This window comes from Streptomyces anulatus, from assembly GCF_014650675.1.
Classification (GTDB): Bacteria; Actinomycetota; Actinomycetes; order Streptomycetales; family Streptomycetaceae; genus Streptomyces; species Streptomyces anulatus.
On the sequence record NZ_BMVK01000002.1, the window covers coordinates 712,921 to 726,317 of the forward strand.

Sequence of the window (13,397 nt, forward strand, 5' to 3'; positions counted from 1 at the left end):
TCACCGGCCCGGTATCGGCCCCGGTAGCGAGGGGTCGCGGTACGGCGTCGGCTTGACGCCGTCGGAGTCGGCAGAGGACAGAACCTGACCTCTTGTGGCTCTAGGTTCGACGCATGACGACACGATCCCCCGCGACAGCGACCGTGACCTGGACCGGGGCGAACGCCCGGAGGCTGGCCCGCCAGCACCTCCACCCGGATGCCGCCGCCGGCGCGTCACCCGCCACCTCCCCCGGCGCGGCGGTGGCCGCGATGCTCGGCGCGCACGCCCAGGTGCTGTCGGCGGCCGAGCTGTCCGTGGGGCTGCGCGGGGACGGACTGACCCGTACGGACGTCCGTACGGCTCTGTGGACCGACCGGACCCTGGTCAAGACGTTCGGACCGCGCGGCACGGTCCACCTGCTGCCCGCGGCGGACCTGCCCCTGTGGACCGGGGCCCTGTCCGCCGTGCCGGCGGGCACGAACCCCTTCCCCAAGGACGCCCGGATGACCCCGGACCAGGTGGAGGCGGTCGTCGCCGCCGTCGCGGAGGCGCTGACGGGGACGGAACTCACCATCGACGAACTCTCCGAGGAGGTCGTCGCGCGGACCGGGCCGTGGGCCGGGGACCTGGTGATGCCGGGATTCCGGACGATGTGGCCACGCTGGCGGCAGGTCCTGCACCTGGCCGGCCACCGGGGCGCCCTCGTCTACGCCCCGAACCGGGGGCGGAAGGCGACGTACACCAACCCCGGGTGCACCCCGCTGCCCGGCCCCGGGGCGCAGGCCGCCCTGATCGAGCGGTATCTGCACGCGTACGGGCCGGCCACCCCCGCCCACTTCGCGCGGTGGCTCGCCGCGCCGAAGCCCTGGGCGGCCGAGCAGTTCGCCGCGCTGGCGGCGGCGGGGGCGATCGAGAAGGTGACGTTCGCGGACCGGGGCCCGGCGTGGGTGGTCGCGGGCGACACGGACTTCCCGGACTCACCGGTGCGGGGCGTGCGCCTGCTCCCGTACTTCGACGCGTTCGCCATCGCCTCCCAGCCCCGCGAGCGGCTGTTCCCGGGGGCGGCGTACGAGCGGGCTCTCGCGGGCGGGCAGGCGGGCAACTTCCCGGTGCTGCTGGTGGACGGCACGGTGGCCGGCGTCTGGCACCTGCGCCGCTCGGGCCGCCGGATCGCGGTGACGGTGGAGCCGCTGGAGCCCCTGCCCAAGGCCGGGCTGCGCGCGCTGGAGGAGCAGGTGGAGCGGGTCGCCGCGATCATGGAGGGGACGGCGGAACTGACGGTCGGCCCGGTGACGGTGGGGCCGCACGCGTAGGGGCCGGGGCGCGGCGCACGGGCCGGGCGTCCGGGTGGAGGAGTCCGGGTGAGCGATCGGGCGTGTGAGGCGTACGGGTGGGGGTGTACGTGGCGGCGGGTGCGGGGTCCGCCCGGCGCGTGCGGGTCAGGGGCGGGGCTCGAAGCGGATCGCCATCGTGTCTCCGGCGACCACCACGAAGTCCCCTTCCTCGCACCGGATGACGGCCCGGAGCACCTCCCCGTCGGCGTCCCTGAGCTCCTGGGTGCCCACGACCGTCCACGCGCCCCCGTACGGCACCGGCGGGAGGAGGGCGGGCGGGGCGTGCTGCCACTGGCTCGCCGGGACGCACCAGTCGGGCAGCTTCGGCCAGGATCCCGGGGTGACGTGCAGCGTCCGGTCGGAGGCGCAGGTCAGCAGGACGGACTGGTCCGCCGAGAGGACGAACTCGACGGCCTCCGGCTCGCCCGCCCGGCCCTCGGGTCGGTAGTAGACCCCGAGGACCGCGGTGATCCTGGCCCCCGTGAGCCAGTCGGCGTTGCCGTGCCGCGCGCGCCCGGCAGGCGCCGCGCAGTCTCCCCTCTCCACGGTCATGACCGCTCCCCCTCCTTCACTGTGCGTGCGTCCCGTCGAGTAGGACGGCCGCCCGCGCGATCCCGTTGCCTCCGGGGCAAGGCTGAACTGGCGTACGGGGTAGGCGGGTTGACCGGAGGGTGACCACCGGCCGCCGTCACCGGGGCTTGCGGGCCTCGATCAGGAAGCGGGCCGTGCGGGCGAAGAACGGTCCTTCCGCCTCGATCTGCCGGTGCAGCGCGGCCAGTTGGGGACGGTACTGCTCGACGGTGAATCCGGGCACCATCCAGATCACCTTGCGCAGGAAGTAGACCACCGCGCCGATGTCGCGGAACTCGGTGCGCAGCGTCTCGGAGCGCAGGTCCACCACGTCGAGACCGGCCGCCGTCGCGGCGGCCCGCGCGTCCTCGGGGTGGCGGCCGCGCCGGACCTCGGGCGGCTGGGGGCCGAGGAAGTACTCGACGAGTTCGAAGACGCTGGCCGGGCCGACCTGCTGCGAGAAGTACGTGCCGCCGGGAGCGAGCACCCGCGCGATCTCCTCCCACCACGTGGTGACCGGGTGGCGGCTGACCACGAGGTCGAAGGCGGCGTCCCCGAAGGGCAGCGGCGGTTCGTCCGCGTCGGCGACGACGACCGCCCCGAGCGGGTGCAGAAGGGCGGTGGCGCGGGCGATGTTGGGCGGCCAGGCCTCCGTGGCCACGGTGACCGGCGGGAGCTTCGGCGCGGCGGCCAGGACCTCGCCGCCCCCGGTCTGGAGGTCGAGCGCGGCGTGGGCCCGGCCGAGCCGGTCGGCCATCGCGCGTGCGTACCCCCAGGAGGGGCGCTCCTCGGTGGCGCGGCCGTCGAGCCAGGAGAAGTCCCATCCGTCCACGGACACGGCGTCGGCCTCGGCGACGAGGGCCTCGAACCGGTCGCGGGAGGCCGCGGAGTCGAAGGGAAGGGGGGCGGGAGCGGATGGTTCGGGCATACGGGAATCGTGTCAGGCGGGCCCGGGGCGCGCGAACGGATTCCGCGCGGGTGCGGGCGCGCGGCGCGGGCGGGCGGGCCCGCGCGGGCGGCTGCTCCCGCACGCGGCCGTCCTCACCCGGCCAGGGCCCCGAGCAGCAGGCCGGTCAGCGCCCCGCCGAGCATGAACGGGCCGAACGGGATGCCGGTCCTGCGCCCCGCCCGGCGCAGGAGCACCAGGGCGAGTCCGTACAGCGCCCCGAACAGGAACCCGGCGAACCCGCCCACGAACAGCACGGTCCAGCCGTACCAGCCGAGGGCCACGCCCAGGGCGAGGGCGAGCTTCACATCGCCGAAGCCCATGCCGTTCGGGTTGATCAGGAAGAGCACGAAGTAGAAGCCGCCGAGGGCCAGGCCGCCCAGCAGTCCGGAGGTCCAGGATCCGGCGTGCCCGGGAAGCAGGGCGGCGCCGCCGAGCAGCAGGACGACCGCGGCCGCCAGGGGCAGGGTCAGCGGGTCGGGCAGCCGGTGCACCCGCCGGTCGACGACGGCGAGGAGCACGGCGACGGGGGTCAGCGCCAGCCACCCGATCAGCTCGGGCCTGGCCCCGGTGGCGGCGGCGAGCGCGACACAGGCGACCACGGTGACCAGGGGGGCGAGGACACCGGGGGCGTAAGCGACCGGGCCGTGGGCGGGGGTTCCGGCGACGCGGCCCGCTTCGGCAGGGGCCGCCCCGGGCACGGCGGCGGACGACCGGCCGACGGCGGTTTCGGTGCCGCCCGCGGTTTCGGTGCCCGCGGTTTTGGTGCCCGCGGCTTCGGTGCCGACGGTGGTGTCGGTCCCGGGCGCGGCCGGCGTTCCCGGGGCGGCGGCGCAGGGCGCACACCGGGCCGGGCCGAGCCAGCCGCGGACCGGGCCGGTACATGGGTGTCCCGCGGGGCACGCCGTACGCCAGGGCTCCTCCGGCTCGACGGCGAACCGGTAGGCGGCACGCGGGATCAGCAGTCCGGTGACGGCACCCCAGACCGCGGCGAGGGCGAGCAGCGCGGCGTCCACGGGACGACCCTAATGGGCTGCGGGAACAGGGGTCTTGGGCCCGGGGGCCCAAGCGCGGCGTATCGGACCCGGGCGCGACCGCCGGGGGCTACGGTCGGTGCCCATGAGGACATGGCGCGATGGCGACGGGACGCTCACGGTCGGCACGGACTCCGGGACCCGGGAGGTGCCGCTGCGGATAGCGGCGTCGTACCGGGCCCGTACCAAGGGGCTGCTCGGGCGGGACGGGATCGAGGGGGCGATGATGCTCACCCCGTGCGGGAGTGTGCACACCTTCCGGATGCGGTTCCCCATCGATGTGGTGTACCTGGACCGGAAGTTCACGGTCCTGGCCGTCCGCACCATGAAGCCCGGCCGCCTGGGCCTGCCCCGGCTGCGGGCCCGGCACGTGGTGGAGGCGGAGGCCGGGGCGATGGAACGGTGGGGGGTGCGGCCGGGCGTACGGGTGGAGCTGAGCGCGACGGCCCCCGCCTCCGGGGCGTCGGGCGCCTCCGGGGCTTCCGGGGCCTGAGAACGGCTACCCGACACTGCCGAGGCTCCCTGGCTTCCCGGCTCCCCGGGCATCCGGGGGCCGGGGCGTCCGGGCCGACAGGGCTACGGCGGGCCCGGGCCCAGCAGGGTCCAGGCCCCGTACGCGGCGGACGCGCAGGCCAGGACGGCGAGGACGGCGGCCGTACGCCCCGTCGTGCGCAGCCGCAGCAGGGCGACGGCGGGCGGGAGCAGCAGCGGGAACGCGGGCATCATCAGGCGCGGCCGGGAGCCGAAGTACCCGGCGCCGATCAGGGAGATGACGACGATCGTGATGGCGTAGACGAGGACCGGGAGCGGCTGCCGCTGCCGTACGCACAGCACCACCAGCCACCCCAGCAGCCCGAGCGCCGCGCACAGGCCGAGGGCGGCCGGCCACGGGAGTCCGGCGATGAAGGCGGCGAGCGCGCGACCGCCGTCGATGTTGTTGCCCCACTGCGCCTGGACGTCGAAGTAGGCGAACGGGCTGCCCTCGCGGACGGCCACGAACACCACGTACGCCAGCCAGCCCAGCGGTGCGAGCGCCACGCCCGCGATCATCCGGGCGTTGCGGCGCAGCACCGGGCCGGCGCGGCGCTCGTCGCGGTACTCCCGTACGAGGGTGACGGCCGCGGTGATCGCCAGGGCGGCGATGAGCGCCGCCGCCGTGGGCCGGGTGAGCCCCGCCAGGACGCAGAGCGCGCCCGCCACGATCCAGCGGCCCCTGAGGACGGCGTACAGCGCCCAGGCGGCGAGCGCGGTGAACAGGGTCTCGGTGTACGCCATCGACTGGACGAACGCTGTCGGGTACACCCCCCACAGCGCGGCCAGCACCACGCCCGTACGCCGTCCGCGCAGCTGGGCGCCGACGGCGAAGACGCCCCAGGCGGCGAGCAGCCCGGCCGTCCAGGCGACCAGGAGTCCGGCACCGCCGAGGGTGAGCGGGGTCACCTCGGAGATGGCGCGTTCCAGGGCCGGGAGCAGGGGGAAGAACGCCAGGTCGGAGTGGACGGAGCCGTCCGGGAGGGTGACGGTGTAGCGGTAGCCGTTCTCGGCGATGCGCTGGTACCAGACGGAGTCCCAGCGTCCGCTGAGCGGCCCCAGGGGGTCCTTCCCGGCGGCCGACGCGGCTGCCCAGAAGGCCAGGAGCCCCAGGGCCCGGGCGCCGGCGTAGACCGCGAGCGCGGGCGCGGCGGCCCGGAACGCGGCGGCGGCCCGGGACCCGGGGGTGCGGGGGCCCGGGGCCGGACCGGCGGGCGTCCGGGTGCGGAGCTGGTGATCGGACATACGGCCGATTATGACGTCGTCGGCGGGCATCCCCCCGCACCGGGGGCCGGGGCCCGGGGAGTGTCCGGGCGTTCGCGGGGGCCCGGCTCAGACGCCGAGCACCTCGTTCCCGTACACCTTCCACGGCGACATCTCGACCCCGTCCATGACGGCCAGCTGCGGGTGGCGGGCGGCCGTCTCGTCCCGTACGGCGACGGTGTCCGGCCAGGAGTGGAGGTGTGCGTCGCCCTCGATGACGACGCCGTCCCAGTCGGTGGCGGCCGTCGCGCCGCTCCGGTCGACGACGAAGCCGATACAGAGCACGGAGGCCCGTCCGACGGTCCGCCGGATGGCGCTCACCGCGTGCTCCCGCTCCGGCTCGGGCAGCTCCCCGACGGAGAACTCCACGGCGACGACACCGGACCTGGCCTGCCGGATGCGCACCAGGAGGTCGAGGCCCCCGTCGGTCCACAACCGGAATCCGACCTCGCGCAGCCGCTGGAGACCCGCGATGGACAGCAACTGCTCGCGGGTGACGGGCGAACGGGCCCCGAGGGAGGCGGAGTCGAGGCTGACGAGCACCGTGCGGCCGGTCACCGGGTGCGCCGGGCGGAGCCCTTCGGCCTCCAGGTCGCCCAGCAGTGTCCGGGCGTCCAGCCGGGTCCAGCCCAAGTGGTACGAGTAGAAGAATCCGGCATCCATCGACGCCCCACCCCCATCGCAGTTCTTCGCGGCGTCGAGGTCGGCGACCACCGGCACATCCGAGCGTACTGAGCCGCGGCCGGGGCGGCGTGGGCCCACGGACCCACGGGCGGCCCCAAGCGGAACGGCCGCCGCGCCCCGGCGCAACACGACGTCCGCTCCTCGCACTTGGGCCCGGTTTTGGGGCCGGGGGCCCGGGCCGGGGCAGCTTTTCGGCCGTACGCTCTCAGCCGTCGGGCAACACGCGCGGGTCGATGGAGAGGTGCACCGTGAGCGGTGACGGGGGCTGGGGAGACCGGAGCGCGGGCCACATACCGCAGGGGCGCCACGGCATCGCGGGGTCCGGCGCCGCCCGTGGCGGCCAACAGGGCAGCCGGTTCTTCGCGTTGACCCGGAGCTGGGTGATCGGCGGCCTCGTCTATCTCGCCCTCGGATTCGTCATGAGCCGGGTCCTGGTCGATCTGCTGGGCACCGAGGAGCGCCTGGAGACGTTCGGCTGGCGGCTGGCCCTGCTCCATCTGCCCGCCCTCGTCGTGACGCTCCTGACGGTCCTGGCCTCGGCCCGGATCCTCCCCGAGGAGTACCGCGAGTCCTCCCGCACCCTGTACCTGGCCGCCGCCCTCGCGGTACCGCTGGCCGGTCTGCTGTACGGCTTCGCCGTCGCCGGGGACGTCGTCGGCATCGAGGGCGTCCTCATGCCGGCCGTCTCGCTGGCGGCGGGCGCGGCGTCGGGGGTGGCCGTCGACCGGCTCCTGGAGGAGCGCGCCACCCGGACCCCGGAGCCGCCCCGCTACGCGTACAACTGGCGGGACGGCGGCGCGACCGCGATGGAGTACCTGGGCCTCGTCGTCCTCGTCACCATGCTGATCGGCGCGATGGCGATGGCCGGGGTCGGCGGGAAGATCGGGGAGCGCCTGCGGTGCGCGATCAGCTCGCTGGCCGGCGGTGGCGGCTCGTGCTCGGCCGGCGGCCAGGACCCCGAGGCGAAGCCGAAGACGGACAAGGACTACGAGCCCAAGATGTGCCAGGTCTCCAGCATCACGGACACGGCGGGCGGCAAGGTCAAGATCGGTTGGTTCGAGTGGGGCGAGGAGTACGGCTTCCAGCAGAAGGTCTCCCAGGCGAGCACCGATGTGAACGGCGACGGCACGGTCGACGGGAAGGACAAGGTCGTCTCCATGACGTTCACCGACGCCGCGTCCGCCGGGGCCACCGCCAGCACCCCGGGCGTCAAGCTCGGGAGCCTCGGCAAGGCGGACGTCGACATCGGCGGCGGCATCAAGATCACCAACGGTGACACCTGGATCTTCGCGAGTGAGGAGGAGGCGCAGAAGATGCGGGACGACATCGAGGAAATGAAGATGTGGGAGACCTCCACCAAGCACAGCGGCGGTTACGGCGGCGGCTGGTACTCCGCGATGAAGTGGGCGGAGAAGAAGGAGGACATCGAGAGGAAGATCGGCGACAAGAAGATCTCCTACTCGACCGTCGGCCTCAACGCCTACGCGGACGGCGGCCTCTCCCTCAAGGGCGGCGACGAGGGCGAACTGGGCGCGAAGCTGGGCGGCAAGGCGAAGTTCTCACCCGAGGTGACGATCACCAAGGACGACGTGAACGGCAACGAGTCGTACACGTACACCGCCAAGCTCGAACTGGAGGGCAAGGCCGCCGGAAACGTGGGCCCGGTCAAGGGGACCGTCGGCGGCAAGCAGAACCGCACCGGCGCCATCACCGTCACCCGCGACCAGAAGACCGGGAAGATCGTCCGCATCGACATGACGCAGACGGTGGAGAACGGCTCGACCTCCGGCAAGGTCGAGGTCGGCGGCGACAACGGCGAGAGCGGCAAGGACAAGCGCGGCGGCAAGGGCAGCGCCTCGGACTCCTCGGGCGAGACCGGCATCGACGTGGTGACGAACTCGATCGTCTTCGGCAAGGACACGGACGCCGGCACGGAGGCCAAGCGCGGCGTGGCCGAACAGTGGCTGGACGGCTCCGGGAACAACACCGCCCCGTTCGAGTACCTCTTCGGCGACCACGGCATGGAGAACCGGCCGGAGGGCAACGACCCGTTCCAGCAGTTGATGTTCGAGGACGGGCTGTCCAGCTCCATGCGGTACACCGGCGCGAGCGACGCCCAGGAGTTCGGCTTCGAGATCTCGCTCGGCATGAGCCTCGGATTCTCCCTCTCCACGGAGGAGAAGAAGGAGACCCTGACGGACGCGCGGTTCCTCGGGGCCCCGCAGGGCGACGCGCGCACGTATCTTCCGTACAGCTACTGCGCGAACTGACGAGGCGAAGAGACCGGAGCGAAGGGGCGGTGACACGAGCGATGAGAGCCAGGACGCGGAAGACCCCGGCGGCGGGGAGGACCCGGCGCCGCATGACGGCCACCACGGCGGCCGTCATGGCAGTGTCCGTCATGGGAGCGGCCCTCCTGCTGACCGGATGCGGCGACGGCCAGGACACGGCGTCCGTGCCCGAGGGCTGGGGCACGCTGGAGACCAGGAGCCTGAGCGTCGGCTACCCGGAGAACGACGGGTACGCGGAACAGCCCGCGGCCGAGCGGGCGAAGAGCAACGCCGCCGTGGCGCTCCGGAAGAAGGACGGCATCCGGACCGGCATGGTCTCGGTCCAGCTGGACTTCGCCACCGGGGTGAGCGACGCCGCCGGGGCGGCAGCCGCGGCGGGCGCCGGCATCGGCATGAACTCCACCCGCAGGGCGACGGAGGACGTACGCCTGGCGGGCCCTGACGACGCACGCGAGGCCCGCGAGGCCCGCCGGATCGACTACGACTTCACGGCGGACGGCCAGGACGACACCCCGAACGTGGGGACCCCGATGACCGGGGTCCTGGTCGCGGGCGTCGACTCGAAGGGCGTTCCGTTCGTGGTGCGCCTGAACGCGGTGAAGGACGCGGTCGACGCGGAGGACCTGGACGCGTTCGTGGAGTCGATCACGGTCAAGTAGCCGAGCGCGGGGGCGAGGTGGGGGCGGGGGCCTCCGCCGGGCCGGGGTCTCCGCAGGGCCGGGGGGATCTCCGCCGGGCCGGGGGGATCTCCGCCGGGCGGGGCAGGGGCGAGCGGGGCATGCGAAGCCACTTCGCGGTGTTGTGCGATCTGCCGCTCCTTCCGCCACCGTCTCCAGGAGACCCCGCCATGGCAGAGCTGAAGATCGACGCCGTCGTGTTCGACGTACTCGGCACGCTCGTCGACGAACCCGCCGGACTCCGCGCCGGCATCCGCGCGCTCACCCCGTCCCCCGACGCCGCCGGGACCGAGCGGCTCCTGCTGCTGTGGCAGCGGTACATCGAGCGGGAGCAGCGCCGCGTCCTCGACGGCGACCGGCCCTACGTCCCCGGCGACCTCCTCGACCGCGAGGCCGCCGGGCTCGTCGCGGAGGCCGCCGGGGTCGGGGATCCGGCGGCGGTGGAGGCGCTCGCCCGGTCGGCCCGCCGCCTCCCGCCGTGGCCCGACACCGTGGCGGGGCTCGCCCGGATCGCCGGACGCTTCCCGCTGATCGGCCTCTCCAACGCGAGCCGGACGGCGCTGCTGGGTCTGAACGCCCACGCCGGACTGCGCTGGCACCAGGCCCTGTCCGCCGAGGACGCCCGCACCTACAAGCCGGACCCGGCGGTCTACCGGCTGGCCGTCACCGTCGCCGGGGTGCCGCCGGAGCGCCTGCTGATGGTCGCCGCCCACGCCTGGGACCTGCGCGGCGCGCAGGCGCTGGGCCTGCGCACGGCCTATGTGGCCCGCCCGGTCGGCGACCCGCCCACGCCCTCGGACCGGTTCGACCTGTACGCGGAGGGCCTGGCGGATCTGGCGTGGCAACTCGGGGTGCGTTAGGGCGTATCCCTGGTGGCCGGGCCGCCCCGGGGGGTGTTTCGTTCCGTTCCTCAGGTGAGCGGGCAGCTGAGGGGCAGGACGCGTTCGGTCAGCCGGCCGGTGAGGACGGTGTCGGTGACGGCAACCTCCGTCAGCCAGTCCGTCGCGGTCAGCCGGTCCACCAGCTCCAGCAGTTCAGCGGGGGTGACGGCACACCAGGAGGCAAGGTCTTCCAGGGGCAGGCCCTCGCCCTCGGGCCCCAGTTGTCCGTCGAGGCTGACGCCGGTGGCCAGCGCCAGGGCGAGCAACCGGGCGTCGGCCGCGGTCTTGGCCTTGCGGAGCTTCTTCTCGCCGACGACCCGCTGGGCCCATCCGCTGAGCTTGGGACGCATCTTCCTGCCGAACGTGAACGGCCCCGGGTCGCTCTCGTCGGGCGTCAGGGACGGCACGCCGATGCGGGTGGGGTTCTCCGGGCGGGAGGCGATCAGTTCGTCGACGGTCCCGGCGATATCCAGCCAGCCGCACTCCACCAGTTGCCCCACCAGATGCTCCGGATCCGGCAGGGGCAGCCCCTTGAGGTCCTGCCCGACGAGATTGCCGACGCCGGACTGCGCGGTACGCAGCGTCAGCATCACCACCAGCAGGCGGGCCTCCGGCCCCGGCAGCGGCGAGTGGTCGGCCACGTGGGTGAGGACCGCCCGTGCGTGGTTCCACTGCGCGGAGGCGGTCAGCAGCCGTGTCACGGCGGGCCCGACGCCTTCCGGAGCCTGGCCGCTGCGGTGCAGATGCTGGAGACGGGCGGTGGCGGCGGCCTGTTCGGCCCGCTCGGCGTCGAGGCGCAGTCCGGTGTCGGCGGTGACTTCGGCCCAGGCTCTGAAGGCCTTCGCCTTGCGGGCGTGGAGGCCGGCGAGCACGGCGAGGTCGGGTTCGGCACGCTGCTGGTAGGCGCGGAAGAGTTCACCGAGTTCGGTCAGTTCGTCCCGCAGCGCGACGGGCCGCAGCTCGTGCGGCACGAAGCGCTGGGCGATCCTCCCCCGCCGGGCGCGCTGCCGCGTCGGCCTCGGGGCCCGGGGCGGTGGCACCTCGTGCGGGACGGTGGCACCGGAAGCGGTGTGCGAGAAGTGGGGGCCGACGGCCGGCACCGTCGACACGGAGGCCGCCGCGGCCCGGAAGGCGTCGGCCGGAGCCGTTCTGTCGGGGGCCGGGGCGGTGGCGGCGATCTTCGCCGTGGGGTGGGCGGCCGCGCAGCGCGAGCAGCACTCCATCACCTGCCACCAGCGCCCTTCCCGGTCCGTGACGACGGCCAGGACGACCGCGCCCCCGCACCTCCAGGGCGCGGGGCGGCGCTCCCTCGGTCCGGCGGGGCGGATGTGGGTGTGGCACTCCTCGGCCCGGCAGGCGCAGTACGCCGACGGGCGGGGGGCCGGGCCCGCGCGCAGGTGGGCCTTGAGATGCTCGACCGCTGCCGTACGGCCGACGGCCGCGGAGGGCAGCACCTGCGCGGCGCAGGCCGGGCGGCTGCACGAGACGCGTACGTCCGCACGGCCGCGGCCGACAGGGTCCAGCCGCACCGTCCATGTGCGTCCCGTCGCCCGCTCGTTCGTCGCGTGGGCCTCCACACCCATCACACCCTCCTCGACGCCTGATTCGTCCGCGCACCTCGGCACCCGGGCTCACACGTGGGTCCGCGGCACGCGGCATGTCGCATCCCGCTGCGCCGGCCGGTCCGGATTCCGGTCCGGCCGCACGAGGGACCCACCGTGCTCTTCTCCGTATGAGATGTGTCTGATCCACAACGCAAACGACGGTCCGCCGTTCGGGTGACGGGCTCGGGAAGGATGTGGCCGGTTCACGACCCTGGCGGGCGGCCGGGCGAGCCGTCCGCCGGGACGACGAACGGCCCGGCGCGCGAGGTCGTCGCGTGCCGGGCCGGGCCGTCTCCCGTGGGTGCGGAGGAGGTCAGGACCCCGCGCCGCGCGGGAAGGAGACCTCCACGCGGCGGTTCTTCTTGCGGCCCTCTTCGTTGCTGTTGGTGGCGATCGGGTACTGCTCGCCGTAGCCCCGGATCTCGTACGTGATCGTGGCGCCGAGCTCCTTCGACAGGACCCCGTGCACGGCGTCGGCGCGCTGCTTGGACAGGACGTCGCCGTGGGCCGAGGAGCCGAGGTTGTCCGTGAAGCCGAAGACGCGGACCTTGGTCGCGTTCTGCTTCTTGATCTCGTCGGCGATGGCGGCGATACGGGCGTTGGCCGCCGAGCTGAGCTTCGCGCTGTCCTTGCCGAAGAGGACTTCGGCCTGGAGCGCGAACTTGATGTCGGCGTTGCTGTCCTCGCGGCGTTCCTCGCCTCCGAGGTCCTCCACGACCTGGACGATGTCGAGGACCCGGCCGGGGGCGAGGGTGCCGCCCTCCGGCATCTTCAGGTCCGGGTCGGCCGGGTCGACAGGAACGGGCGGCTCCGACGTCGCCTCCGTCCCGGGCGGGACGCTCGGCCCGTCGTCGGCGTACGAGGGTGAGGCTCCGAGCAGCGTGGTGCCGGCGAGCAGCACGGCGACCGCGACGGCCTGGCCCATGGTGCGGGTCGCCCGGGGGCGCTTGGTGGTCTTCATGGCCGCACTCACCCAGAAATCTTCAGCGAGGTGGTGGCGAAGGTCGGAAGGCTGAAGTCGACCTCGGTCGTGCCCTGCGGCGGAGCGGGGAACTGGATGAAGAACGGCGTCGTCTTGCCCGGCGCCAGGGACGTGATCGACGTGGTGCACAGGCAGCGGGAGTCCGTGTCCCGGAGCACGTAGTAGCGCTTCTTCCCCATCTTGTCCACCAGCGTCGCGCCGGCGACCGAGTTGGGGTTCTTGTTGACGATGTTCACCTCGGACCCTGACCACGGCGTGGTGGTCCGGGCCTGGTCACCTTCATTGGTGATCGCACCCTGGATGGTGAGGAAGCCGCCGGAGTCCCGCTTGACCTCGTTGACGACCAGAACCATGCCGCCCTGCCCGCGCGTCTCCGCGAGCTTCACGTCCGGGTCCACGTTCTCGCCCGCAGCCGTGTCCTCCTGCTGCGTCTCGCCCTTGTCCTCCGCGGAGGGGCTGGCCGGGGCGGACGGTGCGCCGGAGCCCTCGGTGCCGGGCTCCTCGCCTCCGTCGTCGCCACAGCCGGCGAGCGCGAGGGCCAGGGCAGCCGTCATGGAGACAGCCGCCATCGCCCTTCTGGTCGTCGTGGTCCGCCGCATGCTCATGGTCCGATTCCTC

At 73.9% G+C, this 13,397-nt stretch carries 13 protein-coding genes; 5 read left to right on the forward strand and 8 right to left on the reverse strand.

Features of this window, described 5'->3' with window-relative positions:
• The first annotated feature begins 113 nt into the window (after positions 1–113).
• Positions 114–1,295 carry a winged helix DNA-binding domain-containing protein gene (locus IE272_RS07815; protein WP_190006514.1) on the forward strand — a complete coding sequence of 394 codons (1,182 nt, stop codon included), beginning with the start codon at positions 114–116 and terminating at the stop codon, positions 1,293–1,295.
• A 126-nt stretch (positions 1,296–1,421) separates the two neighbouring features.
• On the opposite strand, the gene IE272_RS07820 is transcribed toward IE272_RS07815, so the two are convergent.
• The 3 genes from IE272_RS07820 to IE272_RS07830 all read right to left on the reverse strand — a co-directional run bounded on the left by IE272_RS07820 (position 1,422) and on the right by IE272_RS07830 (position 3,848).
• Positions 1,422–1,868 (reverse strand): hypothetical protein, encoded by a 447-nt coding sequence (locus tag IE272_RS07820; protein ID WP_050360697.1) that lies wholly within the window; start codon positions 1,866–1,868, stop codon positions 1,422–1,424.
• Positions 1,869–2,004: 136 nt separating this feature from the next.
• Positions 2,005–2,814 carry a class I SAM-dependent methyltransferase gene (locus tag IE272_RS07825; RefSeq protein ID WP_057665495.1) on the reverse strand — a complete coding sequence of 270 codons (810 nt, stop codon included), beginning with the start codon at positions 2,812–2,814 and terminating at the stop codon, positions 2,005–2,007.
• A 113-nt stretch (positions 2,815–2,927) separates the two neighbouring features.
• On the reverse strand, positions 2,928–3,848 hold the full coding sequence (locus IE272_RS07830) for a prepilin peptidase (protein ID WP_190006515.1): 921 nt from the start codon (positions 3,846–3,848) through the stop codon (positions 2,928–2,930).
• 103 nt (positions 3,849–3,951) lie between these two features.
• On the opposite strand from IE272_RS07830, the gene IE272_RS07835 reads away from it, so the two are divergent.
• Positions 3,952–4,359, forward strand: coding sequence for a DUF192 domain-containing protein (locus IE272_RS07835; RefSeq protein WP_050360135.1), 408 nt, complete (start codon positions 3,952–3,954; stop codon positions 4,357–4,359).
• Positions 4,360–4,442: 83 nt separating this feature from the next.
• On the opposite strand, the gene IE272_RS07840 is transcribed toward IE272_RS07835, so the two are convergent.
• Both IE272_RS07840 and IE272_RS07845 read right to left on the reverse strand, forming a co-directional pair.
• The gene (locus tag IE272_RS07840; protein ID WP_057668449.1) at positions 4,443–5,642 is read right to left on the reverse strand and encodes a putative hexosyltransferase; all 1,200 of its coding nucleotides are present in this window, start codon (positions 5,640–5,642) and stop codon (positions 4,443–4,445) included.
• An 87-nt stretch (positions 5,643–5,729) separates the two neighbouring features.
• Entirely contained in the window at positions 5,730–6,323 is a 594-nt protein-coding gene (locus IE272_RS07845; RefSeq protein ID WP_050360330.1) for a hypothetical protein, read from the reverse strand.
• 269 nt (positions 6,324–6,592) lie between these two features.
• Between IE272_RS07845 and IE272_RS07850 the strand changes: the two genes are divergently transcribed.
• The 3 genes from IE272_RS07850 (at position 6,593) to IE272_RS07860 (ending at position 10,172) form a co-directional block, all read left to right on the forward strand.
• Positions 6,593–8,614 (forward strand): hypothetical protein, encoded by a 2,022-nt coding sequence (locus IE272_RS07850; RefSeq protein ID WP_073740203.1) that lies wholly within the window; start codon positions 6,593–6,595, stop codon positions 8,612–8,614.
• 92 nt (positions 8,615–8,706) lie between these two features.
• Positions 8,707–9,294: a hypothetical protein gene (locus IE272_RS07855; protein ID WP_190006516.1), complete on the forward strand. Its 588-nt coding sequence runs from the start codon at positions 8,707–8,709 to the stop codon at positions 9,292–9,294.
• A gap of 188 nt (positions 9,295–9,482) precedes the next feature.
• The gene (locus IE272_RS07860; protein ID WP_190006517.1) at positions 9,483–10,172 is read left to right on the forward strand and encodes a haloacid dehalogenase type II; all 690 of its coding nucleotides are present in this window, start codon (positions 9,483–9,485) and stop codon (positions 10,170–10,172) included.
• Positions 10,173–10,222: 50 nt separating this feature from the next.
• On the opposite strand, the gene IE272_RS07865 is transcribed toward IE272_RS07860, so the two are convergent.
• From IE272_RS07865 to IE272_RS07875, 3 genes are all read right to left on the reverse strand, one after another.
• On the reverse strand, positions 10,223–11,776 hold the full coding sequence (locus IE272_RS07865) for a hypothetical protein (RefSeq protein ID WP_190006518.1): 1,554 nt from the start codon (positions 11,774–11,776) through the stop codon (positions 10,223–10,225).
• Between the two features lie 334 nt (positions 11,777–12,110).
• Positions 12,111–12,758 (reverse strand): OmpA family protein, encoded by a 648-nt coding sequence (locus IE272_RS07870; protein WP_050360140.1) that lies wholly within the window; start codon positions 12,756–12,758, stop codon positions 12,111–12,113.
• Positions 12,759–12,766: 8 nt separating this feature from the next.
• A complete protein-coding gene (locus tag IE272_RS07875; protein WP_050360141.1) occupies positions 12,767–13,384 on the reverse strand; it encodes a hypothetical protein in 618 nt (205 codons plus the stop codon).
• Positions 13,385–13,397 lie beyond the last annotated feature (13 nt).

Bases quoted from the DNA above. Each gene is read 5' to 3' on its own strand.
- IE272_RS07815 (WP_190006514.1), top strand. From the start codon at position 114: ATGACGACACGATCCCCCGCGACAGCGACCGTGACCTGGACCGGGGCG.
- IE272_RS07875 (WP_050360141.1), bottom strand. From the start codon at position 13,384: ATGAGCATGCGGCGGACCACGACGACCAGAAGGGCGATGGCGGCTGTC.
- IE272_RS07855 (WP_190006516.1), top strand. From the start codon at position 8,707: ATGACGGCCACCACGGCGGCCGTCATGGCAGTGTCCGTCATGGGAGCG.
- IE272_RS07865 (WP_190006518.1), bottom strand. From the start codon at position 11,776: ATGGGTGTGGAGGCCCACGCGACGAACGAGCGGGCGACGGGACGCACA.
- IE272_RS07860 (WP_190006517.1), top strand. From the start codon at position 9,483: ATGGCAGAGCTGAAGATCGACGCCGTCGTGTTCGACGTACTCGGCACG.
- IE272_RS07825 (WP_057665495.1), bottom strand. From the start codon at position 2,814: ATGCCCGAACCATCCGCTCCCGCCCCCCTTCCCTTCGACTCCGCGGCC.
- IE272_RS07840 (WP_057668449.1), bottom strand. From the start codon at position 5,642: ATGTCCGATCACCAGCTCCGCACCCGGACGCCCGCCGGTCCGGCCCCG.
- IE272_RS07835 (WP_050360135.1), top strand. From the start codon at position 3,952: ATGAGGACATGGCGCGATGGCGACGGGACGCTCACGGTCGGCACGGAC.
- IE272_RS07845 (WP_050360330.1), bottom strand. From the start codon at position 6,323: ATGGATGCCGGATTCTTCTACTCGTACCACTTGGGCTGGACCCGGCTG.
- IE272_RS07870 (WP_050360140.1), bottom strand. From the start codon at position 12,758: ATGAAGACCACCAAGCGCCCCCGGGCGACCCGCACCATGGGCCAGGCC.
- IE272_RS07820 (WP_050360697.1), bottom strand. From the start codon at position 1,868: ATGACCGTGGAGAGGGGAGACTGCGCGGCGCCTGCCGGGCGCGCGCGG.